Genomic DNA, 22,417 nt, shown 5'->3' on the forward strand with positions numbered 1-22,417 from the left:
GCGCTCAGACGGAAATATTGATGACGGTGCCGGTAATTTCGCCCTGCACATTGACCACCGGGCGGGGTGCCGGCGCCTCGCTAGCCGGCGCTTCAGGCGGCGGCGCAGGGGTGATCTGTTCGCGCACCTCGCCGATCTGCACATCCACCTGCTGCAGCGCATTGCTGGCAGCCACGCCGCTGCGCGCGCGGCCGGCCTCTTCGGTGGCTTGATCGGTTTTGACTTCGAGGGAGCGCGCACGCTCTTGCGCACGGTCGGCTTCGGCATTGGCCTGACGCGTTTCGGCCTGCAGGCCGCGCGCACGCTGCTCGGCCTGATCGGCGCTGCGCTCGGCCTGTTGCCGCTGCAACTGCGCAAACGCGGCGGAAGTCGCCCCGGATGTACTCGAGATCATGACGTGCGCCCCGAGCGCCTCAGTTTCTCAACAGGCTGTTCGTCGATTGATCGTCGAAGGCACGGCCCGACTGATCGGGCGGCGGGGTGTCAGACGACTGCTCGGCCGATGGCGCCTGCTCATTACCACCTTCAGCTTGCTGCGCCTCGTTACGCGGCGGCGGGCTGGTGTTGTTCGCCGGCTCATTCGACGGCTGGTTGCCCGTGCCTTGATCCTGCTGCGCCAGTTGCTGCGCCTGCGGGCTGATGGTGGTCACCGTGCTCGGGCCTTCATTCACGCGCGGCGCCTCGCTCAGCGGCGGAGCCGGCGACGTCAGCGGAGCACGCTCTTCGGGCGCGCGGGTTTGCGCGGTGCTTTCATTGGTAAACAGCGACGCGGCGCTGCTTGCAGGATTCACACTGTCCATCTCAACCTCCCGTTCGGGTACGAAGCATGTGCCCCGTGGCGCCCGGAACAGACAAATCCTTCCGGGTCAAACACTTGAAAACATACGCCTCCTGCCGCGGAACGGCAAGGAAACGTGCTCAGGCGGGCTCGCTGAGCCCGAGCAGGCTGGCCAGGGTCGGGGCCTCCTCGCGGCGGTCGAAGCAGATGCTGCGTTCGAGCGTTTCGAGATGGGCCTGCATCAGCGCAATCGCGGCTGGCGCATCGCCGCGCTCGATGCAGTCGACGATGTGTTCATGCTCGTCGTGCTCGCAACTGGCGTTGCCCGGCGGCTCGTACAGGGACACCACCAAGGCGCAGCGCGAGAGCAGTTCGGCCAGATAGCCTTCGAGCACGGGGTTGCGCGCCAGTGTGGCCACCTGGCGGTGGAAGGAGCTTGCCAGACGTGCCCAGGCCGGTTGGTCGAAGCGGTGCATGGCTTCGTGCTCGCTGCGCAGATGCGTACGCAAGCGGGCAATGTCAGCAGCACTGGCGCGCTCGGCGGCGAGCGAAACGAGCGCAGCCTCAACCGCGCGGCGCGCTTCGAACACGGCGCGGATCTCGTCCGGCGTGGGCACTGCCACGACCGCGCTCTGGTTGGGGCGCAGACTCACGATGTGGTCGTTGGCCAGCGCCTGCAGGGCCTTGCGCACGACCGCCCGGCTGACCTTGTAGAGCTTGGCCAGCGCCGCCTCGGGCAAACGTGTGCCGGGCATCAGCCGGCGGTCCATCACCGCATCGAAGATCGAGCCATAGATGCGCCGCTCGGGGTCACCGTTGCCGCGTGAACTGGTCGAGGTGGCGCCGCGCGCGGCGATACGTCGGGCCGTCGGGGCTGCCGGTTTCGCTGCGGGAGGGCGTGTTGTGCGTGGCATGTCGGTCGTGATTGAGTGGGGGCTGCGTGCGGCCAGAATCGAATCTTATCAATCCGGGTGGGTCTCGGCCTGCTTCGCGTCAGCGGGCTCAATCCCGAGCGCTTCAACATGCTGGCATATTGCGCCCGGCGTGGTCATCCAGACGCCGCCCGCATCACGTAGCGCGGCCAGACGTTCGAGCGCACGACGCATGTGGCGCAGGCGGTGCGGCTGGCCGACCAGGTAGGGATGCAGGGCGAGGCCCATCACCAGCGGCTGCGCGCGCGACTGCTCGAGCATCTCTTCGAGGTTGTCGAGCACCATGTCGAAGAAGGCCGGCGCTTCCATCTGGCGCGCGACCAGCATCGGAATGTCGTTGAGCTCCTGCGGGTAGGGAATCGACCAGATCGAGCCACCGTCGCGGGTCGCCATGCGCGTGGGCTGGTCGTCGTGACACCAGTTGAGGCTGTAGCCATACCCGGTTTCGGCCAGCAGGTCGGGCGTGAGCCGGCTTTCCGAGATCCACGGCGACAACCAGCCATCCGGCGCGCGACCACTCTCCTGCGCAATGCGCTCGCGGCAAGCCGACAACAAGGCGCGCTCGGTGGCTTCGTCGAAGTCGCCCTGACGCTCGGCATTGGTATGGCCGTGGCCGACGAGCTCATCGCCACGCGCGGCGAAGGCCGCCACCAGCTCCGGGCAGTGGTCGTACAGCGCGGTGTTGAGGATAGTGGCGGTCGGCAGGCCGAGCGACTCGAACATTTCCAGACAGCGCCACGCACCCACGCGGTTACCGTACTCGCGCCAGCTGTAATTGAGCACATCGGGCTCGGGCATGGCCGGCCCGATGCGGGCGCCCATGCCCGAGCCGAACGCGAAATGCTCGATGTTGAAGGCGAGATACACCGCCAGCCGCGCCCCGCCCGGCCAGTCGTACTGCGGCCGATCACCGATGGCGCGGTAGGCGAAGCGCCCGTGCGTCGCGACGGGTGCAAGAACAGCATGCTTGCTCATCGGCTTGCCCTCAGGCCTGGATGTCGGCGCGCGTCAGCAGCCACTCGGCGCTGTCGTTCCAGACATCCATCTGCACGATCTTGCCGTCGTGCAACACGTAGCGGTCGACATAGCGGTTGCCCTCGAAGGGCGTGCCGTCGGGCCATTCGCCAAACAACGTTCCGAGCGAGTACACGATGGCTTCCTCGGGGCTCGCACCGGCCACCACCTCGTAGCGCTCGTACTTCTTCTGCACCTTGATGTAGCGGCCTTTGTTGAAGGCGGTGCATTCGGTCGGATCCTTCATCTCGCGACCGCCGGTAAAGCGGATGCGCATGTCAGGCGACACGTACTGACGGGCAGCAACCGGGTCCGGAATCATGATCGTCCGCAGATAAGTGTCGACAATTCTGACCATCTCCTGAGCGTATTCAGTATCAGCAATGATCTTTACTGGTGCATTATTCACGGTGTATTCCTCGTCTTGCACCGTATTGGTGCCGTTTGTGGTCACAACAACGTACTCTACATCCTGATGCAAGGAACGCGCCAATGTGTAGACACCTTTAATTATGCAGTGACAACACTGAAAAGCATCGTCAGTTTACAAACTGGCACGCAGCTTGCAACGCCAGTCGGGCAGCCTTCCTCCACAACCGCAGGAGCCAGACCACCATGAAGTTCAATCGACGCAGCTTTCTCGCCGCGACCGCAATCACCGCTTCGTTCGGCCTGTTGCCGACCGCGCAGTCCGCCGAACCCATCCAGATCGGTCTCGTCGCAGCGCTGTCCGGCCAGTCAGCCCTGTCGGGCGAGGCCATCACGCGCGGCATCAGCATCGCCATCGACGAAATCAACGCGGCCGGCGGCCTGCTCGGCGGGCGCAAGCTCGAACTCGTGCGCCGTGACGACGAGTCCAACCCTGCCAAGGGCGTGATCGCCGCACGCGAGCTGATCTATCGCCAGAAAGTCGCCGTGATGTTCGGCGGCCTGGACACGCCGGTGTCGCTGGCCATCGTGCCGCTCGCCAACGAACAGAAAGTGCCCTTCATCGGCGCCTGGGCAGCCGGCACGCCGATCACCAAGAACGGCGCGAACCCCAACTTCGTCTTCCGCGTCTCGGCGGTCGACGAAATCGTCGACGCCGCCATGCTCGACTACGCGCAGAAGACCTTCGGCGCGAGCAAGTTCGGCATGATCCTGATCAACAACCCGTGGGGCGAATCCAACGAAAAGGGCTTGCGTGCCGCACTCGAAGCCAAGGGCATGCAGCCGGTCGGCGTGGAGAAGTTCGAGAGCAACGACGTCGACGTGGTGCCGCAGCTCACCCGCCTGCGCGACGCCGGTGCCGATGCGCTGTTCATGGTCGGCAACGTCGGCCCCTCGGCGCAGGTCGTGAAATCACTCGACCGCATGGGCTGGAAAGTGCCGATCGCCTCGCACTGGGGTCCGGCCGGCGGCCGCTTCACCGAACTGGCCGGCCCGAGCGCCAAGAACGTGCATTTCGTGCAGACCTACAGCTTCTTCGGCAAGCAGTCGCCGATCGGTGAGCGCGTGATCGCTGCAATGAAGGCCAAGTACTCCGACGTGAAAGGCCCGGAGAACATCACCCCGGCGGTCGGCGTGGCCAACGCCTACGACGCCATGCACCTGACCGCCCGCGCCATCGCGATTGCCGGCTCCACCGACGGTGACGCGATTCGTCAGGCCTTCTACAAGATCGACAAGCACGAAGGCCTGATCAAGACCTACGAGATGCCGTTCAAGCCCGGCGTGCATGACGCCATCACCAAAGACGACTACGTCTGGGCGCAGTTCATCGACAACCGCATCCTCCCTGTGGGCATGGAACAGTAAGTTCCGGCATCCCCTCGCCCGGCGCTCCGTGCGCCGGGCTTCACCTGTTTCTCGGAGAACGCCATGCTCACGGCGGCCCTGATCAGCGGCATCGGACTCGGCAGCATGTACGGTCTGATGGCGCTCGGCTTTTATCTGACCTATGCGGTGTCCGGCACTGTCAACTTCGCCCAGGGCAGCTCGATGATGCTCGGCGCGGTGCTCACCTTCACCTTCGCCCAGACCTTCGGCTGGCCGATGCTGCCGGCCATCTTGCTGGCGCTCGTGCTGTGCGCGCTGTACGGCCTGGTGGTGGAGTTCGTCGCGGTGCGGCCGTTTGCCAGCCGCGGGTCGGATGCCTGGCTGATGGCCACCGTGGCGCTGGGCATCGTGCTCGACAACCTGGTCATGTTCACCTTCGGCAAGGAGCCGCGCAGCCTGGCTTCGCCGCTGGCCATGACGCCGCTGGAAGTCGGCGGCAGCGGGCTGGGTGTGTATCCGCTGCAGGTATTGATTCCGATCATCGGGCTGGCGCTGGCCGCCGCCCTGCACTTCGTATCCCGCCGCACGCGCTGGGGCACGGCCATGCTGGCGGTGACGCAGAACCGTGACGCCGCGCGCCTGATGGGCATTCCGATCCGTCGCACCATCGCCGTGGCCTTCGCGCTGTCGACGCTGCTGGCCGGCATTGCCGGCATCCTGATTGCACCGCTGTTCAATGTGCATTCGGACATGGGCACGCTGTTCGGCCTGAAAGCCTTCGCGGTGGCGATTCTGGGCGGCATCACCAGCGCCTGGGGCGTGATGATCGCCGGGCTGCTGTTCGGCATCGGTGAGGCGCTGATCACCTCCACGCTGGGGTCGAGCTTCACCTACATCATCCTGTTCGGGCTGGTCATCGTGGTGCTGGCCATCCGCCCCAACGGCCTGTTCGGTCGCGCCCAGGTGAGGAAGGTATGAAGGCACGCGCTTTCCTGCCGGGCTCACCGGCGGCCATCGCGGCAGTGTTCGCGCTGCTGGGCGTCGGCGTCTACCTGGCGCTGACGGTGAACGGCTATTACGTCTTCGTGCTGGCCACCGTCGCGCTGCTGGCCATTGTCGGCATCGGGCTTAACGTGCTGCTCGGGCTGTCGGGCCAGATCTCCTTCGGCCACGTCGGCTTCTACGCGCTGGGCGCCTACACGGTGGCGATCCTGACCAGCACCTCGGGCTGGAACTTCTGGCTGACCTGGCCGCTTGGCGCGCTGGTCGCGGCGGTGGTCGGCGGCCTCGTGGCAATGCCCGCGCTGCGTGTGAAAGGCCCGTATCTGGCGATGCTGACGATTGCCTTCGGCTTCATCGTCGAACACTCCATCGTCGAACTGCGCGACTTCACCGGCGGGCAGAACGGCATCATGGGCATCGGCTCGCCGTCGCTCGGTTTTGCCGATGGTGAACGCGCGGTGGCAGTCATTGCCATCGCCATGATCGGCGTGCTGCTGTGGGTGTTCGCACTGATCTCGCGCGGCACCTGGGGTGCGGCCATGCGCGCGGTACGCGACAACGAGATTGCCGCCGAATCGGTGGGCATCAACCCGGTCATGGTGAAGACGGCCGCCTTCGTGTTCTCGGCCGCACTGGCCGGACTGGCCGGCGGGCTGTTCTCGCCGCTGTCGGGCTTCGTCACGCCGCACACCTTCAACTTCTCGATGTCGATCCTGTTCGTGCTGGCCGTGATGATCGGCGGCTCGGGCACCGTCATCGGCCCGGTCATCGGCGCCATCGTGGTCGGCCTGCTGCCCGAGTTCCTGTCCAGCCTCGAGGAATACCGCCTGCTGTTCTTCGGCGGCCTGTTGCTGGTCGTGCTGTGGGTTGCCCCCACGGGTGCGGTCGGCATGGCCAGCCGTCTGTGGCAGCGTCTGCGCCCGCAGGCTGCGGCAACCGTCAGTGATGAAGCGCCGCGCGACACCGTCGGCCTCGCACAACGCGAGCGCGCACCGCTGCAGGCCGACAGCCTGACGATGGTGTTCGGCGGCCTGCGCGCGGCATCCGGCATCAGCCTCACGGTCGAGCCCGGCGTACTGACCAGCCTGATCGGGCCCAACGGCGCGGGAAAGTCGACCGTCATCAACATGCTCACCGGCTTTTACCGCCCGACCGAGGGCGAGGTGCGCCTCCGCCAGGCCGTGCTCAACGGCGCTCCGGCCTGGCGCGTGGCACGTGCCGGCATTGCGCGCACCTATCAGACCTCGCTGCTGTTCGGCTCGCTCGGCGTGCTCGACAACGTCGCGCTGGCGATGACTGGCGGCCGGCTCGGCGGCTTCCTCGGCGCCCGCCACATCAGTCCGGCGGCCCGTGCCCAGGCCCGCGCGCTGCTCGACTACTGCGGCTACCGCGGCGCCCCAGACACCCCGGCGGCCGATCTACCGCCCGTCGACCGCCGTCTGGTGGAAATCGCCCGCGCGCTTGCCACCGATCCCGACGTGCTGCTGCTCGACGAGCCCGCAGCCGGCCTGTCGCGCGAAGACAAGGCGCTGCTCGCCACCCTGCTCACACGCATCGCTCAGGCCGGCATCGGCGTGCTGGTGGTGGAACACGACATGCCCCTGGTGATGGGCATCTCGGATCACATCGTGGTCATCGACGCCGGCCAGCCGCTGGCCGAAGGCACGCCCGCCCAAGTGCAGGCCAACCCGGCCGTGCGTCAGGCCTATCTGGGTGAAGGTGCGGGCTTTACGGCCAGCACAGAAGGGCGCGATGCCAACGCCGAGGCCGCCCCCGAACGCCTGGGCATCAACGCCCTGACCACCGGCTACGGCGCCGCCCCGGTGCTGCACGACGTCGATCTGCAGGTACGCCGCGGCGAGTTGGTGGCCCTGCTAGGCGCCAACGGTGCCGGCAAGTCGACGCTGATGCGCGCCCTGGCCGGCCTGCACCGCCCCATCGGCGGCGGCATCCACCTCGACGGCACCGATCTCGGCACGCTCGACGCCGAACGCGTGGTGCGCCTGGGCCTGATCCTGGTGCCAGAAGGCCGTCAGGTCTTTCCCGAACTGTCCGTGCTCGACAACATCCGGCTCGGCGCCTTCCGCTGCCCGGAAGGGCGTGAAGAACGTGTAGAGGAAATGCTCGACCGCTTCCCGCGCCTGCGCGAACGCGCCCACCAGCGCGCCGGCCTGCTGTCCGGCGGCGAGCAGCAGATGCTGGCCATCGCCCGCGGCCTGATGGCCAAACCCGAAGTGCTGCTGCTCGATGAGCCGTCGCTGGGTCTCGCGCCCAAGGTCATCGAAGATCTGTTCGCAGCGCTCGACCGCCTGCGCCGCGAGAAAATGACCATCCTGCTGGTCGACCAGATGGCCTCACTGGCGCTGGCGCTGGCCGACCGGGCCTACGTTCTGGAAGGTGGCCGCGTGGTCGCCAGCGGCACGGCACGCGAGATCGCCGAAGACGGCGCACTGGCGGAAGCCTATCTGGGGGGACATGGTTGAAGGGCCACAATGGGCCCAAAGCGAATCTGGTCGGGCGAACGATCGAGCTTAGGTGCGGGGGCTGATCGCCGGGTGACACTGCCGCAGCATCGGCTCCGCATCGGCGGCCGACATCGAGTCAAGGCGCAAGCCGCTCGGTGACGTGAAATTGGACTGATCAAACATCGCAGCGGGCCCGAGCAACAGTCCGGCCAGAATTGTTCGTCCAATTCCCCGATCCACCGTGGTGGCCACCCAGAAGGCCACATAGCGTGTCTCGCCGGGCTTGACGTCCACATCGAAACCCGTGGCCCAGTGATTGCGCCCCCAAGACTGTGGCACCAACTGAAACGAATGCCGCCCCGGTTTGACGTCCAGCTCCAGAAAGGTTCCTACCGGAAATGCGGCGATCAGCGCGCCGTTCAGAGCAAGCGCCGGTTCGTCGGCGTGAAAGGCTTGATCTGAAAAATGCGGACGGAATACGTAGATGCGGCCCAAGCCTTCGGCAAGAGGTGCGGATGCCACAAACTTCGGACCCGCAGGGGCGGACGCACACCCGATCAGCATAAAAGCCGCAACCAGCATCAGCGCACGAACCATCACCGCAGCCACCCCAATTCAAATTGAATACGGGAAATTAGCAGAGCCCGCCCTACGTCGACAAGCTGCGACCCCTAGATCCGCGACTCGTCCTCGTTGGTGTCCGGCGCCACCGGCTCACCACGCCAGCGTCGCACCGCGCGCTGGAAGAACAGGCTGTTCGGAATCTGCAGCACGGTGTCGCTGCCGTCCGGCAGCTTCTCCTGCAACGTGGTGTGGATCAGGTTGATGTCGACCACCTTGCCCTTGAGGCCGGGTTTTTCGCCGTTCTCCAGCAACTCGATGTGGTCATACAGCCGGAACGGCCGCGTGGTGAGGATGAGCAGCGTGCAGAAGATGTTCGACAGCACACTCCACGCCGCAAAGAAGGCCACCGCGGCCACCGCCGCAAAACCCGTAAAGGCCGTCCACAGCACGGCGCCCGACACCCCGAACCGGTCGAGCACCAGCAGCAGCGCGATCGAATAGATCACAAAGCCGAACACCCGCCGTGCCACGATCAACAACTCGGACGGCAGCCTGTAGTGCTGACCGATGCGGCGCACCAGCCGACGCATCAACATGCTCAACACCCATGCACCGAGCACGATGCCAACCACCTGCAGGCCGAGGGAGATGGTTTCGATCCAGGGGTGTGCCGATGCGGGCAAGAACTCTTTCATGACGGGGGCGACGCGCTCAAACAATCGTTTCCGGACGGGACTGCAGCGCCCCGAGATCGAACACGGTTACGGCGCTGCTGCCATAGTTTGTGACTGCCAGCATTCCTGACGGGGAAACACTCAGGCCGTGGGGGAAATCGATCGTGCCGCCACGAATGACGAAATCGACCATCTTCCGGTTCAGGTCAAAACCAAGAATGCGATTATCCACCTGATCGCCAAACCAGAGCTTGCCGGCATGCACCTGACACGCATCCGAATGAACGTCGGCGATGATTCCCAGGCACTCCCACGCTTCACCCGCGGCAGCTGAGCGCCACAGGCTGGTCGCCGTCACGTTGTAGGCAGAACGCTTCGGCGTGTTCGACACCGCAACGGCATACAGCGCTCCAGACTCGTGATCGACACAGACGTTGCGTGCGCCCCATGGCGTGGGCAACAGCGCTACACGACTGTCAATCTCAATCCTCGGCTGCTGACCAGTACTGAACGCCAAACACAGTTCGCCATCCGGGGTGTACGCGACGCCGTGGGAGAACGTCTTGTCCTTGCGCGGACGCTGTTCCAGGAGCTCGAACCTCGGCCGCTCATCGACCATCAGACGGTACAGAAGGCAATCACACTCCCAGCAACCACTCATGGCAACTTCCCATGTGGTGTCATCGATCCGTCTCGCAGCAATGTCGTCCGTCAGGCACGGGAGCTCGGCCTCGGCAATCGGCGCATCCCCTCGGCGCAGATCAAACAGCCCGACCCTGAAGCCAACCTGATGGTTCGCTACAAAGCGATGTTCGTCGAGCCAGCAGACCCCGGTCACGGTGGAATAGCGCTCGCCACTGGCCGCTATGTGCAACGGCGGCGCGTTTGCCCTGTTTGGCTCATCCCAGCGAATTGATCGCGCCTCGATGTCCGTCCCGACCTCCTTGATCCGCGCCCCATCAAGCCACAATGTGGTGCGAAAGGCAGGCACGCGGTTGCGGGCGCGTTTGCGCACGACGCGCCGCAGCTTCCTGATCAGCGCAATGGCGACCCATGCGCCCGGAGCGAGCAACGTCGCGTACAAATAAGCACTCACGTGCATGCACCCTTCAGACGACAGAAACACGCCCGACCCGCAAAGGGGGCGCCGTGGCGGACACGAAATCCATACGCGCCAAAAGTGTCCGGACTCATGAAATCAGGACGTCTCGGCGTGCAACCCAATACACTTGGACTCATTTACCTGGTCGCATGCGGGCGTCAAACGAAGTAGCCGTTTCCGGCAGGCGGAAAGCGGGCCCTGCCGGCGCATCGGCGATGTCCCGTGCATGGCGACAGCCATCACGTTCTCCGACGCCTACAGCATGCCAGGCGCACACAACGTATCGGCTTGCTCGAGCTTCAGAAAGCGCTTCACGAGACGCCCGAGGACCACTCACATTTGCGCCCAAGACCGCATGGACGCTCAGGTAGACCGAGCAGCGAAACAACTTACGCGCAGCGAAGGACACGCTGCACCTCGAGCACTTTCTACTACTCCTGCACGCTACAAGTCAGAGAGTTCAATAGATGCTCTGCGAGGAAATCGCACAACTCGCCCCGTAGGTCCAGTTGGTGCAGCAATCCGTGATGCGCGAAGCGCTTCTCGACGTACAACTGTGCATTGGGCAGGCGTCCCGCTACGGCGGCGGCACCCCGACGATCCCGCGGGACACCATGTGCGAAGGCAATAACAACACCATGCCCCGCCTGCTCCCGTCCGAGCAAAGCGCTGTCCAACGCTTGCTCCAGAATCGGATGGTTTGCAGGCTCGTCCGGCCCGCATAGCAAGGCGCGTGGCCAATCATTGCGCAAACTGACTATCAGGGACGGAACTGCACCCGCACTGGTACCAAGCGCTACAACCTCTCGGTAGGAACTCACCGACCGGGAATCACGAAGCCAGTCGGCGAGAGCCTCAATGGAATCAGCCACACCCTGAACCCCACGCTCATAGTGGGAGCGGGTCGGATCGCGTAACAGCAATAAGGCATGCCGCTTTGGGTCAAGCGCACAGAGCACCTGATAGATCGGTGCGGTCAGCCTCATTGCGCTTCCGGCAAACGCCACAATGAGAGTAGTCTCGTCGGCCCGTCCACCTTCCTCAGAGTACAAAAACACATTGTCGGAAATCTGGGTACGAATCCAGGCCTGCGAACCCACCGACCTTGCTTCGCTTTTCTTCAGTTTTACGCGGAGTCGCCTGCGCTCTCCTGCCAAGCGAAAGGCCGCACGCGGAGACCGCAAGATTGCTCGCAGGTGATCGCGCGTACTCACGCGATAAGTCAACAATGCGTTCAGTTCCCTTGGTGTCGTGAGACTGCCCAAAGCCTGCCGTACCACTTCCAGGCGACGTTCGCTCTGCACGTCGAAAAGTAGCGAAGGCACCGGTTGCTTCGCGTACCCCGCAAGCAGCAAATCATCACCGTCCACCTGCCGTAGCTCCGCAGAAGGTAGAACGACGTCCATGCCCCGCAATTCATCGGCCATGCGCTCAACACTGTCGCAGCGCTGCACCGCGTCGTCCGACAGGTGGATATCGAACGCCTGCTCAATCGCCACAACGAGACGTAGGCTGGAAAGGGAATCTCCGCCCGCATCGGCGAAGAGATCCCCTACTCTCAGGGTCGGCTGATCGAGTTCCCTCCGCCAAATTTGCAGCAGCGCGTACTCCAGCGAGTCACGCGGGCCATCGCCGAGCCCTTGTTGATCGCGTGACTCACGGTACAGGCGCGGTAGCTCGCGGCGCTGTACCTTCCCTACGGCACAGCGTGGCAGCTGCTCCAGAAAGAACCAGGCGCGTGGTCGCTTAAAATCAGCGAGACGCGAAGCGACATGGCGCTCCAGCACGTCACGAGCAGTCGGAATTCCCGGCTTTAAAACGATCGCGATGCCGACATCCTCACCCAAGGTCGGATGCGGGTTTGCGAAGGCAACCGCCTGAGCAACCGCCGGATGCGAAAGGAATGCAGCCTCTACCTCGCCGGGGGAGACTTTCTCACCACCGCGATTGATGATCTCCTTGGCGCGCCCGGCCAAGAACAGCCGACCTTCGTCGTCGAGGTACCCCAGATCCCCGGTGAGGAACCAGCCGTCCCTGAAACATTCGGCATTGAGCTCGGGTTGGTCTTCGTAGCCGGCGAAGACGTTATCCCCGCGCACAGCGACTTCGCCTACCTCACCCGCCGGTTGCATGCCGCCCTCCGGGGCAAAAATGCGCACCTCGGGCCCACAAGGGAAACCAACTGCACCTGCGCTGGCAGATGCCGGCGGCAGGCGGGTGGAGGCGATCAGCGGCGAAGCCTCAGTCATGCCGAACGTGCGTACCACCGGCACACCAAAGGCCGCCTCAATGTCCAGCCGCCAGGATTCGGGCAGCCCCGCGGCTACGCAGCGCAAAAAACGCAGCGACGTGCCCTCATGGCGGTACCCGCGCTGCCGGGCGGCGCGCTGCAATTCATGCATGGAGGTCGGCACACCTTGAAACCAGGTCGGCCGATGGGCGGCAAGAAAATCGAAGAAACGCGATACATCGAAGCTGCCGGCAGAGACGATCACGCCGCCCGCCAGCAGGGGCGCCAAGAGCAGATCCACCACACCGCCAATGTGGAACTGCTCCCACATGCACAGGCAGCGATCATCTGGAGAAAGGCCGAGCGAGCGGGCCACATCGCGGGCCGACGTGCACACGTTACGATGGGTCAAGGGCACGCGCTTGGCCTGACCGGTCGAACCGGAAGTGAGCAGTATCACCGCAACGTCGTCGGGATTCACCTGCCAGTCAGGCACTGGCTCACCCGACACATCTTCGCTCAAACGATCAAGTGACTGCACCGGCAATCCCGTTGCACGAGCAACCAAGGCAGCGGGGTGGTCGGAAGTATCGGCTACCAGTAGCGCATCGACCCGTGCAAGGCGGAAGTAGGCCGCGTATTCATCCGCCGTATAAGCTGGATTGAGAGGCACGGCGACGCCAGCGAGCATCGTCCCGAGCAACGCGACTGACATCTCTACGCCATTCGGGATCACAATCGCGATCCGCTCACCGCCTCCTGAACGCAAAGCGCATGCGATACGCATAACGCTCACCCAGAGCTCGCGATAACTGATGGGCGCGCCTTCGTGGGGAATAATGGCGGCCTTCTCGGAATGCTCGCCGGTGCAGTTTACGAGCAGCCGCATGACGTCCAGAGCGTGCACGCCGTCTCTGCCGGTGAACTCAGCGCGCATCATTTTTCCCCAAGTCCACTACGTCGGCCTTCACCTTTCGCCAAACAGCAAGGATGGACTCGTCATGGCTGACGTTCAGCATGGCTTCCCTGGCGCGCCAGCGGGCTGGATTTTTGGGAGGACGAGAGGGCTTGTACGCACTGCAGCGTCCGATCTTCTCATCAAATTCCTGCAAGGATTTAGACCAGTAATGATTAATCCGAAGAACTGAATAGTTCAGCTTCCTCGCTGCTCCACGTCGGAAAGGCGGCTGCCGACACTCGTCGAGCGTCTCTCCCCACCACAGCCCCCAAGGTTGGTGTATCCCGAGCGATCGAACGCTTCTTGGATTGACGATAGACTTTCCGTCCTGGGCCCAACCGGTGACATAGTCCACCCCTCCTCCTGACGGGGCGTGCTCAAACGTATCCGCAATTGCGCCATCATGATCGAGGCACTTGGTGTAGGACTCCAGGACCGATCCGGCCGGCGTTGCAGCGTGCCCAGAGGACCCGAACAGCACCCAGTAAACAAACAATGCCGAAACATCCCGGTAGTCTGCAAGAACGCTCTGCAAATCTTCCCCACTGGGGGACCAGAGAAACTCGTCGAGGTCGATGAAAGCGATCCACCGGGCGTGCATGCGATGCTTCCGAATGCAATGCTTATAGGCTGCTGCCTGATCACGCCCATCACCCGCCCACTGGACAAGTGTGACGAGGCCGCGCTGCAACCAAGGCTCCAGCACTGCCTGATAGTCGTCGCTACTGCCGTTGTTGTAGAGATAAAAGTGCTCGACGCCCACTCCCAAATGGAAAGTCAGCCATTCGTCGATGTAGGGTGCTTCGTTCTTGAAGATCGCGCAAACGGCCAACTCATGGGGAAAATTTGTACGTCGATTACGCAACCGCGCCACTAGACGCCGCATGGGCCTCGTCAAATTCCTGAACATCTTGTCTCCAGTAACGCTCCTATCGCCGCCTCATCAATGGCGCTCCGACCGAAAATACGGATCAGTGCGTTCATAGGCTGCTTCGCTTTCCTCTGCATCTCGCATCAAGTGAACTCGCACTCGCTCCACTTCCGCCGGCGCAAGCTGCAGCCCGGCTCCCAGCTTCGCCAGGACATCAAGGTCGTAATAACGCACTGCATTACAAAGCACGAACAGTTCGTCGACGAGATCGAGCGTACCTGCCGGCGAAGTAATGTCGCAGATGTTATCGGACCCGACCCGCACCCAGACCCCTTCAGCTAACAACTCCAGCACACGCGCAATAGAGTTAAAGGTAGGCGAGGCAACCCGCCGCAACTGCCGCATGCTGATGGCGGCCGAGGGACAGCAGATGACGCCGATATTCAGCACCGCCAGCGCCTCCACCATCGCCCGGAAACGCTCTTCAGCATACGTAGACGGCGAGATTACATGCACCAGCCAGATGAGGGGTTCGGTGCCGGGATCGACCGGAAAACCCATCTCGCGCACGATACGAATGACGCGCTCGGTGCCGTCCTCCACGGCCAGATTCTGCTGATCAACGTGGATGTGAACCGGCTTGCCGAGACGCGCAGACAATGCCAGCACGCGCCGGCAACTTTCGTCGAAGCCGATGTGCTCTGGGTAGCGGGCGACATCGTCACGCTCCGGCAGCGCGCCAATAAAGTCAGAGCGTTGTGCGGCCAGCTCGATGAGCTCCCAGCGATACGGCTCATCGTCACGAAAACCCAATGGAGAATAGGCGCCGACGCGAAAATCGATGGATTCGCGCATCTCGCGCCGGATCGCCAGCAGGCAGTCGAGCGCGTTCAGCCCTACCCGGTCGTCGGTAACATCAACGACAGTATCCGCGCGCGTCGTACCGATCTCCACCATCTGTTCCAGATATCCCCTCACCCTTACCGTCAGCGTTTCGGGGTCATAACACTCGCTGTCATGCACCAATGGAATCAACGAATGCTTGCGCGCCAACGACAGATGTGAGGCGGAAGAGGCTTCCTGATGCAACAGTTGAAGCGTTGCATCAAAGGTGCCCGACCGATCCAGGTGCAAGTGCGCGTTGCACAGGCCGCCAAATGCAGCGATGCGCTCGCGCAACTGGCGAAAATACGGCGTCATTGGGCGGCCTGCGACACTTTGTTGAGGCATTGGCGTTCATCCGAAATTACGTTGGCTGCGTACATTCATTTGCCCTTCATCCAACCTGCTCGGCAGAGAAGGCGCCGAGCCAATTCACACCGTCTCGAAGATCACCGGCCATCCAGGCCCTTCAAAGGAGTTGGGCTGTTATGGTCCGAGATCAGCCGCTTCCGGTGCGAATTCAGTACACCAGTATGCAATCGACAACCCAGCCGGAGCGCCGCGGCAAGCGAGCGGGAGCTTGAATCGCTAGCGCGGGATCGAGTCTGCATGGGTATGCTCAAAACATTATCCCGAGGGATGGTGGCCCCGCATTCTATCTGTACCAGGTTGTTTGTTGAGTTCGAAGCGCCGAACTTCATAGTTCACGAAGAACTTGTAGTTGGGTGCGGTCGACATTGCGCTGCGACTCACACTCCTATCTGCCTCACACCTGAGATGATGCGCCGGGCAGTAAAACTGTCAGGCCACGTACATCGGCTTGTTGTCGTTCAGATTCAGGAAGCCCTTCACGAGGCGGTAGATGAACCACACCGCGTTCGCGATCAGGATCAGCCAGCCGACCAGGAAGCCTGCGGTCAGGAGACCGAGCACAGCCCAGCCCAGGGCAAACCAGAAGCTACGGATCTGCCAACGGAAGTGGCTTTCGAGAAACGTGCCGGCCACGTCGTCCTTCTTCACGTAATTCATGATGATCGCAACGATGCTGGTCACACCAGCCAGCATCGATGCGGCGTACAGCGCATAAATGATCGTTGTCAGCGTCTTGGCGGACTTCAGCTTGTCGTCCACCACCAGCTCGATTGAATCCATGGTCGTTCTTCCTTTGTACCGCCGGACGACAGCGGCGTTGATCTGCGCAATATCGCGCCGCGCAACAGTAGCAAATATCCGATCGGATCGAGATGCGAAATGGATCAAGCGGCTGGCTGCAGGCGTGCTCGACGCAGGCGACGCCAGCCGATACACAGGCCGGTGGCCGACACCACGATGCCGCCCAGGCTGAGCAGGATCAGCGCGATGTCGCGCAGCGGGCCCTGGCGCAGCATCACGGGCACGTCCCAGCTGTGCAGGAAGTAGAACAGCCAGCGTTCCACACGCTGGGAGCGGGCCAGTGTGCGGGCGACTTCGCCGGTGGTGAGGTCGATGTACACGCGGGTGCCGGCTGCGTCCGCGAAGTCCACGCGCAACGCCGGCAGACCACGGCGCAGGTGGCCGTTCATGGCTTCAGCTTGGCGCGGGTAGTAGTACAGATCGGGCGCGTGCAGCACGGCGCTTGCACGGAGCGGCGCAGCAAGCAAACTGCCTGCGGCGGCCAGCACTTCGTCGGCTGGCCAATGTGGCAGCACCTGCAAGGCGGGGCCATCGGCACGCACGATGCGGCTTTCGGCAGCCGCGTCGAATGCCAGCACGTAGGGGCGACCGCCCAGTTGCCGCCAGTGCAGCTCCACGGCCGCGAAATTCTGCGCGGCGAGCGCATGCAGGATGGCATCGGGGTGATCGAGCGCCGGCGTGTGGGCCGCAGGGCCGCGATATGCCGAGCGGTCCGGTGCCGGACCTGCCGGCGAGAACACGCCGAGCGGATTCATTGACATCAGCCCGCTGAACACCCATGCCAGCACAAAGGCGCAGAACGACAGCCCGGCGATGTGGTGCCAGCGCATCCAGGACTCGCGGTAGGGGCTGCGCGAGCCGTTGGCGTAGCGCGCCCGGAAACGCCAGCGCCACACGCCGACGATGATGCCACTGAGTGCGGTGAGCGTTCCCAGCGCCGACAGCACGATCACCGTCCAAGTCCACACCGGATCGGCCGACTGCATGCGGAACATGTACAGCCAGTGCAGCCACGCGCCGACGTAGTTGATCCGCTGCTGCAGCACCGGCGCATCCATCACCACTTCGCCAGTGGCGCTGGAGACATACAGGTCGCCGACGTATGCGCCCGTTAGTGCCACACGGTGCAGCGGGCGGTGCGCATTCAAACGTGAGGAATGCGTCCAGCGATCCTCCTGCACCAGCCCGGCATGGCGGGCCTGCGCGCCGGGCGCGAAGCTGAGCGCCGCCGCCAGCGCGGCCTCGGCGTCTACCGCCGGCGCGGGCGCGCCCGACAGAGCATCGAACGCCCGCTGGCCCACCACGTAGTGCGGTGCACCGCCAATTGACGTCAGCGTGACGCCGCCGACATGCGCCGGGGTGTCGAGCGCACTCGGCGACACACAGCACATCGCAAGCTCCAGAGCCGGCAACGGCGCCAGCCGCTCCCATGGTGTGAGCTTGGGATAGCCCATAAATAGCATGGTGATGCCGCTGACGAACCACAGCAGCATCACCACGCAGCCGGCAATGCCCAGCCAGCGGTGCAGCAGATAGACCAGCCGTTTGCAGCGCGTGGCCAGGCTCATGGCGGCGCCCTCAGAAACGGTGGTGGAGGCTCAGCTCAAAGCGCCGGCCGGGCCCGTACAGCCACTGCGTGTTGGTGTAATACGCAGAGCTGAAGTAGGCCTTGTCGAACACGTTGAAGCCGCGCGCGGTGACGGTGGTCTTGCGGTCGATCCGCCATTCCAGCGCCAGATCCATGGTGGTGTAGGCGGGCAGCTTGAGCGTGTTGGCGTTGTCGGCGTAGCGCTTGCCGACGTGACGCGCGCCGGCCATGGCTGTCCAGTCCGGCGCAAAGTCCCAGCTCAGCCACAGATTGGCCACACGCTCCGGCACATTGGTCGGCACATTGCCCTTGCGCGACACCGCCATACCGCCCACCGACTCGCTGAAGTCGTCGTACTGCGCGCGCAGCAGCGCGAGGTTGCCCTCCACGCGCCAGTTGCGTGCGAACGGCAGATTGAAGGTGGCCTCCACGCCGCGCGAGGACTGCTCGCCCACCTGCACGGACAGCGCCGGGTTGGCCACGTCGCGCGTGAGCAGGTTGGTCTTGCGGATCTCAAACGCCGCTAGCGTCCATTCGCCGCGCCCGCCCATCAGCCCCTGCTTGAGGCCGATCTCGATCTGGCGCCCTTCGGTCATGTCGAAGCCGCTGTTGGCCGGCGTCAGGAACAGCTGCGAGCGCACCGGGTCGGCCGCCTTGGCGTACTGCGCGTACAGCGCCAAATCGGGCTTCAGTTCGAACACCGTGCCCAGCCGCCAGCCAACGTCGGAGTAGGTCTTGCTCAACACTTGTTCGCCCGCCATCAGATCATCGCGTTTGATGCGGGCGTGGTCGTAGCGCAGGCCACCCACCACCGACCAGCGATCCGTCAGCGACAGCCGGTCTTCCATGAACACCGAGTACTGGCGCGCATGGTTCTGGAAGCGCGGAATGGTCGGGAAGGGGCTGTCGAAGTAACCGGGATCAGGGTCGTACACGTCCACCGGCCCGGAGCTGCCGGTGTAGGTGTTGTTGGTGTGGCGGAACTTGCTGCGGCTCACGTCGAAACCGATCGAGAACACGTTGTCCAAGCCGCCCAGCTTGCCCTCGAAGGTCGCGTCGGCGGTGAGCCCGGTCTGCGTCTGGTCGTGGCGGATCTCGGTGTTGTCCGAGCGGTCGATCATGTCCGTACCGGCGTTGTACACATAGCGCTCGGCGTTGCGCCAGTCGCGGTTGCTGCTGATGTGATACGCCCGTGCCCGCAGTCGGGTGGCCTCATTGGGCGTCCACACCGCATCGAGCTGAGTCCAGCGGTCGAGGAAGCGGATCTCGCTGTCGCGCACGTTGTAGTTGTTCTCGCGGATGGCGCGCAGCGGCTTGCCATCGATCAGCGGCGTGCCGAAATAGCGCATCGGCTCCTGGTCGCCGAAAGCATGCGTCAGGGTCAGCACGAGGTCGTTGCTCAGGTCCCAGCGCAGCGCGCCGGAAAAGGTCTTGTCGCGCATGTCGCCACGGTCCACCCAGCCATCGCTGCGGTTGGCGCTCAGGTCCACGCGGTAGGAAAACTGCTCGTTGATCGCGCCACCACTGCCCAGCCCGATGCGCGCCGTATCCTGCGTGCCGAGTGCGAACATCACCTCGTTCTCGATCGGGCCGCGGGTCGGCTTCTTCGGCACCACATTCACGACGCCGCCAATCGCGCCGTCGCCATGGATCACCGAGGCCGGGCCGCGCAAGACCTCGATGCGCTCAATCGCCCAGGTGTTGAACGGAAAGGTCACGCCCATGCCGCCGTACTGGCGCATGCCGTCGTACAGCCGCATCACCGAGGTCGCCTCGGTGAAACCGCGTGCCGACAGTGCGCTCATCCCGTTGCCGGGATGGCCGATGGCCGAGATGCCCGCTGCGCGGGTGATTGCGTCCTCCACCCGCACATCGCCGCGCGCCTCGATCTGCGCGCGCGTCACCGCCTCCACACTGGCCGGCGTCTGCAACGGCGTGAGCCCCAGATTGGAGCCGGTCGTCGTCGGCGTATGCAGCACGTCCGAGCCCTCGCCCGAAACCACGACCGCCGGCAGTTGCACCTGCGCATCCCGTGAAAATGCCGGCTGCGTTGCCAGCCCGCAGCCAAACGCCACCACGCCCCGCAAGGCGAACAGCGGCCAGCCCCGACGGGCCATCAAACCTGTTTTCATCGTTTGCGTCCTGAATGCTCGAACAACGCCGCCGGCGCGCATGCACGAGGCATGGCGCACATGTGCGCGCCGCCACAGGGCGGTTCAACGCAGGCACAAGCGGATCATTGCGATATGAACAAGGCACCGCATCGGCAAACCGAGCGCGGCAGAAGTGGCATCAGGAAAACGCAGGAGGTGCCCGGGCGAGCGCAGGACTCCAGATACGGCCGGAAGGCGGAGCCAGATCGCTCCCCACCGGCCTGAAAACATCCGCCGCCACACGCAGCGACGGCAGCACATCCATCGACCTCGCGCCCGTGCCGGGCGCGAAACACAGCACACAGTGACCCTCGTGCTGTGACGAGTGAGCCTCACCCTCGCTCGTCTCGAAACTGATAGCCAGCGGACCCAGGTCATCCGGCCCGCAGACGTCCAGCCACAGCGTGTGCGAGCGTTCCCCATGCGCCGCCGACCCCTGCATCGGCAACACCATGCCGAAGAGGAAGACCAACACTGCCAGCAGGGAAACGCGTCGCCGCGCGGACTCGCTGAAGCGCATGAAAATGGGATGAATATTTATCGAAGGATGATGGGCGAGGAGTGTAGCACCAGCCTTCCCTCGCCATCATCCACACACGCCGACCCCTGCGCGTTTGATTCAGGCGACCAACAGCCGGCCGGCACCAGGCGCCGCCGATCAACGACAGATGCGGTACGGCCCACGGTCCAGATGCAGATGGTCGGCATGTGCAAGGTTGTACTCGGGCCCCATCACGCCATTGAAGAAGCGGCAGGCGCCATCGTGAATGGTGCGCAGAAAATCTGCTTCGGCGTCTTCGTCCGACCAGTCGCGCGCCACCGTGATGCGTCGCCCGTCGGCCAGCACAAAACCTGCAATGTCGAGTGCGTTGGCGGTCGCATGCTGGCTGCGCCGCCCCTCCTCGCGTCCGTAGACGTTGCGACAGGCGTAGCTCCCGTAGTGCTCAAGCTTCTCCACCGGCGAGCCCAGCAAGCGCTGCGCTTCTGGCAACAGCACGTGCTGCTCCCATAGCGCCAGCGAAACTGCCGCGCGGCAGGTCAGCGAAAACGGCGCGCCGATGTGCACCTGAGTGCGACTCACACGCACGGCATTGCTGAAGCCACAGCTCGGTCCGGTCTCGCGGTCCGTCAGCGCTTCATAGCGCATCTCGGCCGTGGTCAGCACCGCCTGACACTGTTCCGGGTCGTCCTCCAGCCGCGCCAACTTCAGCCGCGTCAGCCAACCGGGCGTTTCGTCGATCACCAACGGCGCCCAGGGATTGTGGCGATCGGGCAATTGCCAGTACTCGCCATGGCTCCATACCAGCAAGGCCAGCGCCACGAGCAGCCCGACAAGGACCTTCACCGGGCGTCATCCTGCAAACCAGGATTTCGACCCGGAGGCTCAGACTGAGAAAGAATCGAAGACCGACAACAGTTGGGCATGGCGTGTAGCTCTCGAACGACAGAGCTGGTTCGAGGCGTGGCGCCGTAGCAAGTTCAAGCGTTGGACCCATCCTGCACGGCCCGAGCGCCGAAACGCGCTGGCGCTATCCAAGCAACTTCGAGCCAAGAAACGTGAAAGCCCCGCCCAGCACTGCAAGCGCAAACAACACCAGCAATCCGTCATGCACCACCAGTGCAACCCCGAGCGCCAAAAGGGCCAAGCCGGCAGCTGAGGACGAAAACGGCACCAGCTCCATGAAAGGCATGCACAAGCCCACACCCACGCACAGCGCGGCAACCGCGTAGTTGCCCTTGCGGTGCACCAGGAAAGTCAGTCGCGGCTTGAGGACCTTGTCGATGCCACGTGCCGGCTTGCCGAGCCACTCCACCGCCTTCTGCAGCTTGTCGCGCCCGACCGAGCGATCAAGAATGAAGCGCGGGAGCCAGAAATGCGTTCGCCCGATGAGCATCTGCACCGCCACCAGCAAGACGAAGGCCGCCATGAAAAACGACATGCCGGGCACGCCACTGAGCGGCGAAAACAAGGTCATGCCGATGATCATCAGCATCGGGCCGAAGGAACGGTCGCCGACCGACTTGACGACCATTTCGACGGAAACCCGCTCGTTGTCGCGCGCCAATTCGCTGATCCGATCGATCAATTGTTCAAGGTTCTGCAACGGCTCACTCATCGAAGGTCTCCATCAGCCAGATCCCGCTTGCGACGGCAGGACTCCTGATCGGATTGATTCAGGGGGCGTTTAGTTGCATTGCGGGCTCGCGTTCGAATGCACGAAGACGGAAGGCAAGTGAAAAGAAGTAATCGCCGTAGGGCGCAATAACCGAAG

General features: G+C 63.8%; 20 protein-coding genes. 3 read left to right on the plus strand and 17 right to left on the minus strand.

The annotated features are described in order from the left end of the window. Positions 1-4: 4 nt before the first annotated feature. The 5 genes from AC6H0N_RS03235 to AC6H0N_RS03255 form a co-directional block, all read right to left on the minus strand. Positions 5-394: a hypothetical protein gene (locus AC6H0N_RS03235; RefSeq protein WP_497572615.1), complete on the minus strand. Its 390-nt coding sequence runs from the start codon at positions 392-394 to the stop codon at positions 5-7. Between the two features lie 19 nt (positions 395-413). Continuing rightward, complete coding sequence (locus AC6H0N_RS03240; protein WP_497572616.1) at positions 414-800, minus strand: hypothetical protein; 387 nt, start codon at positions 798-800, stop codon at positions 414-416. Positions 801-918: 118 nt separating this feature from the next. Beyond that, positions 919-1,692: a GntR family transcriptional regulator gene (locus tag AC6H0N_RS03245; protein ID WP_497572617.1), complete on the minus strand. Its 774-nt coding sequence runs from the start codon at positions 1,690-1,692 to the stop codon at positions 919-921. A 48-nt stretch (positions 1,693-1,740) separates the two neighbouring features. Continuing rightward, positions 1,741-2,685, minus strand: a complete 945-nt coding sequence (locus AC6H0N_RS03250) for a polysaccharide deacetylase family protein (protein WP_497572618.1) — start codon at positions 2,683-2,685, stop codon at positions 1,741-1,743. A 10-nt stretch (positions 2,686-2,695) separates the two neighbouring features. Continuing rightward, a complete protein-coding gene (locus AC6H0N_RS03255; RefSeq protein WP_497572619.1) occupies positions 2,696-3,133 on the minus strand; it encodes a nuclear transport factor 2-like protein in 438 nt (145 codons plus the stop codon). A 206-nt stretch (positions 3,134-3,339) separates the two neighbouring features. On the opposite strand from AC6H0N_RS03255, the gene AC6H0N_RS03260 reads away from it, so the two are divergent. From AC6H0N_RS03260 to AC6H0N_RS03270, 3 genes are all read left to right on the plus strand, one after another. After that, a complete protein-coding gene (locus AC6H0N_RS03260; protein ID WP_497572620.1) occupies positions 3,340-4,521 on the plus strand; it encodes an ABC transporter substrate-binding protein in 1,182 nt (393 codons plus the stop codon). Positions 4,522-4,584: 63 nt separating this feature from the next. Beyond that, positions 4,585-5,460 (plus strand): branched-chain amino acid ABC transporter permease, encoded by an 876-nt coding sequence (locus AC6H0N_RS03265; RefSeq protein WP_497572621.1) that lies wholly within the window; start codon positions 4,585-4,587, stop codon positions 5,458-5,460. Continuing rightward, on the plus strand, positions 5,457-7,967 hold the full coding sequence (locus tag AC6H0N_RS03270) for a branched-chain amino acid ABC transporter ATP-binding protein/permease (RefSeq protein ID WP_497572622.1): 2,511 nt from the start codon (positions 5,457-5,459) through the stop codon (positions 7,965-7,967). The genes AC6H0N_RS03265 and AC6H0N_RS03270 overlap by 4 nt, the downstream gene beginning before the upstream one ends. Positions 7,968-8,015: 48 nt before the next feature. On the opposite strand, the gene AC6H0N_RS03275 is transcribed toward AC6H0N_RS03270, so the two are convergent. The 12 genes from AC6H0N_RS03275 to AC6H0N_RS03330 all read right to left on the minus strand — a co-directional run bounded on the left by AC6H0N_RS03275 (position 8,016) and on the right by AC6H0N_RS03330 (position 22,261). Continuing rightward, positions 8,016-8,558 carry a hypothetical protein gene (locus AC6H0N_RS03275; RefSeq protein WP_497572623.1) on the minus strand — a complete coding sequence of 181 codons (543 nt, stop codon included), beginning with the start codon at positions 8,556-8,558 and terminating at the stop codon, positions 8,016-8,018. Between the two features lie 62 nt (positions 8,559-8,620). Next, on the minus strand, positions 8,621-9,196 hold the full coding sequence (locus AC6H0N_RS03280; protein WP_497572624.1) for a mechanosensitive ion channel family protein: 576 nt from the start codon (positions 9,194-9,196) through the stop codon (positions 8,621-8,623). A gap of 28 nt (positions 9,197-9,224) precedes the next feature. Next, positions 9,225-10,289 (minus strand): NHL repeat-containing protein, encoded by a 1,065-nt coding sequence (locus tag AC6H0N_RS03285; RefSeq protein ID WP_497572625.1) that lies wholly within the window; start codon positions 10,287-10,289, stop codon positions 9,225-9,227. A 431-nt stretch (positions 10,290-10,720) separates the two neighbouring features. Next, complete coding sequence (locus tag AC6H0N_RS03290) at positions 10,721-13,459, minus strand: non-ribosomal peptide synthetase (RefSeq protein ID WP_497572626.1); 2,739 nt, start codon at positions 13,457-13,459, stop codon at positions 10,721-10,723. Then, entirely contained in the window at positions 13,446-14,387 is a 942-nt protein-coding gene (locus AC6H0N_RS03295) for a glycosyltransferase family 92 protein (RefSeq protein WP_497572627.1), read from the minus strand. The genes AC6H0N_RS03290 and AC6H0N_RS03295 overlap by 14 nt, the downstream gene beginning before the upstream one ends. Positions 14,388-14,420: 33 nt before the next feature. Continuing rightward, positions 14,421-15,548, minus strand: a complete 1,128-nt coding sequence (locus AC6H0N_RS03300; RefSeq protein WP_497572628.1) for an amidohydrolase family protein — start codon at positions 15,546-15,548, stop codon at positions 14,421-14,423. Between the two features lie 483 nt (positions 15,549-16,031). Further along, entirely contained in the window at positions 16,032-16,382 is a 351-nt protein-coding gene (locus AC6H0N_RS03305; RefSeq protein WP_497572629.1) for a DUF4870 family protein, read from the minus strand. Positions 16,383-16,486: 104 nt separating this feature from the next. Next, entirely contained in the window at positions 16,487-17,971 is a 1,485-nt protein-coding gene (locus AC6H0N_RS03310) for a PepSY domain-containing protein (protein WP_497572630.1), read from the minus strand. A gap of 10 nt (positions 17,972-17,981) precedes the next feature. Next, positions 17,982-20,123, minus strand: a complete 2,142-nt coding sequence (locus AC6H0N_RS03315; RefSeq protein WP_497572631.1) for a TonB-dependent receptor — start codon at positions 20,121-20,123, stop codon at positions 17,982-17,984. Between the two features lie 160 nt (positions 20,124-20,283). Further along, positions 20,284-20,664, minus strand: a complete 381-nt coding sequence (locus AC6H0N_RS03320) for a DUF2946 family protein (RefSeq protein ID WP_497572632.1) — start codon at positions 20,662-20,664, stop codon at positions 20,284-20,286. 138 nt (positions 20,665-20,802) lie between these two features. Beyond that, entirely contained in the window at positions 20,803-21,489 is a 687-nt protein-coding gene (locus AC6H0N_RS03325; protein ID WP_497572633.1) for an extensin-like domain-containing protein, read from the minus strand. Between the two features lie 184 nt (positions 21,490-21,673). After that, positions 21,674-22,261 carry an exopolysaccharide biosynthesis protein gene (locus AC6H0N_RS03330; protein ID WP_497572634.1) on the minus strand — a complete coding sequence of 196 codons (588 nt, stop codon included), beginning with the start codon at positions 22,259-22,261 and terminating at the stop codon, positions 21,674-21,676. Between the last annotated feature and the right edge of the window lie 156 nt (positions 22,262-22,417).

The organism is Pseudazoarcus sp. NS34 (assembly GCF_059703725.1).

Excerpts from the sequence above, each read along its gene's own strand:
- AC6H0N_RS03240 (WP_497572616.1), bottom strand. The coding sequence starts at position 800 with ATGGACAGTGTGAATCCTGCAAGCAGCGCCGCGTCGCTGTTTACCAAT.
- AC6H0N_RS03235 (WP_497572615.1), bottom strand. The coding sequence starts at position 394 with ATGATCTCGAGTACATCCGGGGCGACTTCCGCCGCGTTTGCGCAGTTG.
- AC6H0N_RS03310 (WP_497572630.1), bottom strand. The coding sequence starts at position 17,971 with ATGAGCCTGGCCACGCGCTGCAAACGGCTGGTCTATCTGCTGCACCGC.
- AC6H0N_RS03300 (WP_497572628.1), bottom strand. The coding sequence starts at position 15,548 with ATGACGCCGTATTTTCGCCAGTTGCGCGAGCGCATCGCTGCATTTGGC.
- AC6H0N_RS03260 (WP_497572620.1), top strand. The coding sequence starts at position 3,340 with ATGAAGTTCAATCGACGCAGCTTTCTCGCCGCGACCGCAATCACCGCT.
- AC6H0N_RS03250 (WP_497572618.1), bottom strand. The coding sequence starts at position 2,685 with ATGAGCAAGCATGCTGTTCTTGCACCCGTCGCGACGCACGGGCGCTTC.
- AC6H0N_RS03285 (WP_497572625.1), bottom strand. The coding sequence starts at position 10,289 with ATGCACGTGAGTGCTTATTTGTACGCGACGTTGCTCGCTCCGGGCGCA.
- AC6H0N_RS03320 (WP_497572632.1), bottom strand. The coding sequence starts at position 20,664 with ATGCGCTTCAGCGAGTCCGCGCGGCGACGCGTTTCCCTGCTGGCAGTG.
- AC6H0N_RS03330 (WP_497572634.1), bottom strand. The coding sequence starts at position 22,261 with ATGAGTGAGCCGTTGCAGAACCTTGAACAATTGATCGATCGGATCAGC.
- AC6H0N_RS03305 (WP_497572629.1), bottom strand. The coding sequence starts at position 16,382 with ATGGATTCAATCGAGCTGGTGGTGGACGACAAGCTGAAGTCCGCCAAG.
- AC6H0N_RS03265 (WP_497572621.1), top strand. The coding sequence starts at position 4,585 with ATGCTCACGGCGGCCCTGATCAGCGGCATCGGACTCGGCAGCATGTAC.
- AC6H0N_RS03315 (WP_497572631.1), bottom strand. The coding sequence starts at position 20,123 with ATGAAAACAGGTTTGATGGCCCGTCGGGGCTGGCCGCTGTTCGCCTTG.
- AC6H0N_RS03295 (WP_497572627.1), bottom strand. The coding sequence starts at position 14,387 with ATGTTCAGGAATTTGACGAGGCCCATGCGGCGTCTAGTGGCGCGGTTG.
- AC6H0N_RS03245 (WP_497572617.1), bottom strand. The coding sequence starts at position 1,692 with ATGCCACGCACAACACGCCCTCCCGCAGCGAAACCGGCAGCCCCGACG.
- AC6H0N_RS03270 (WP_497572622.1), top strand. The coding sequence starts at position 5,457 with ATGAAGGCACGCGCTTTCCTGCCGGGCTCACCGGCGGCCATCGCGGCA.
- AC6H0N_RS03290 (WP_497572626.1), bottom strand. The coding sequence starts at position 13,459 with ATGATGCGCGCTGAGTTCACCGGCAGAGACGGCGTGCACGCTCTGGAC.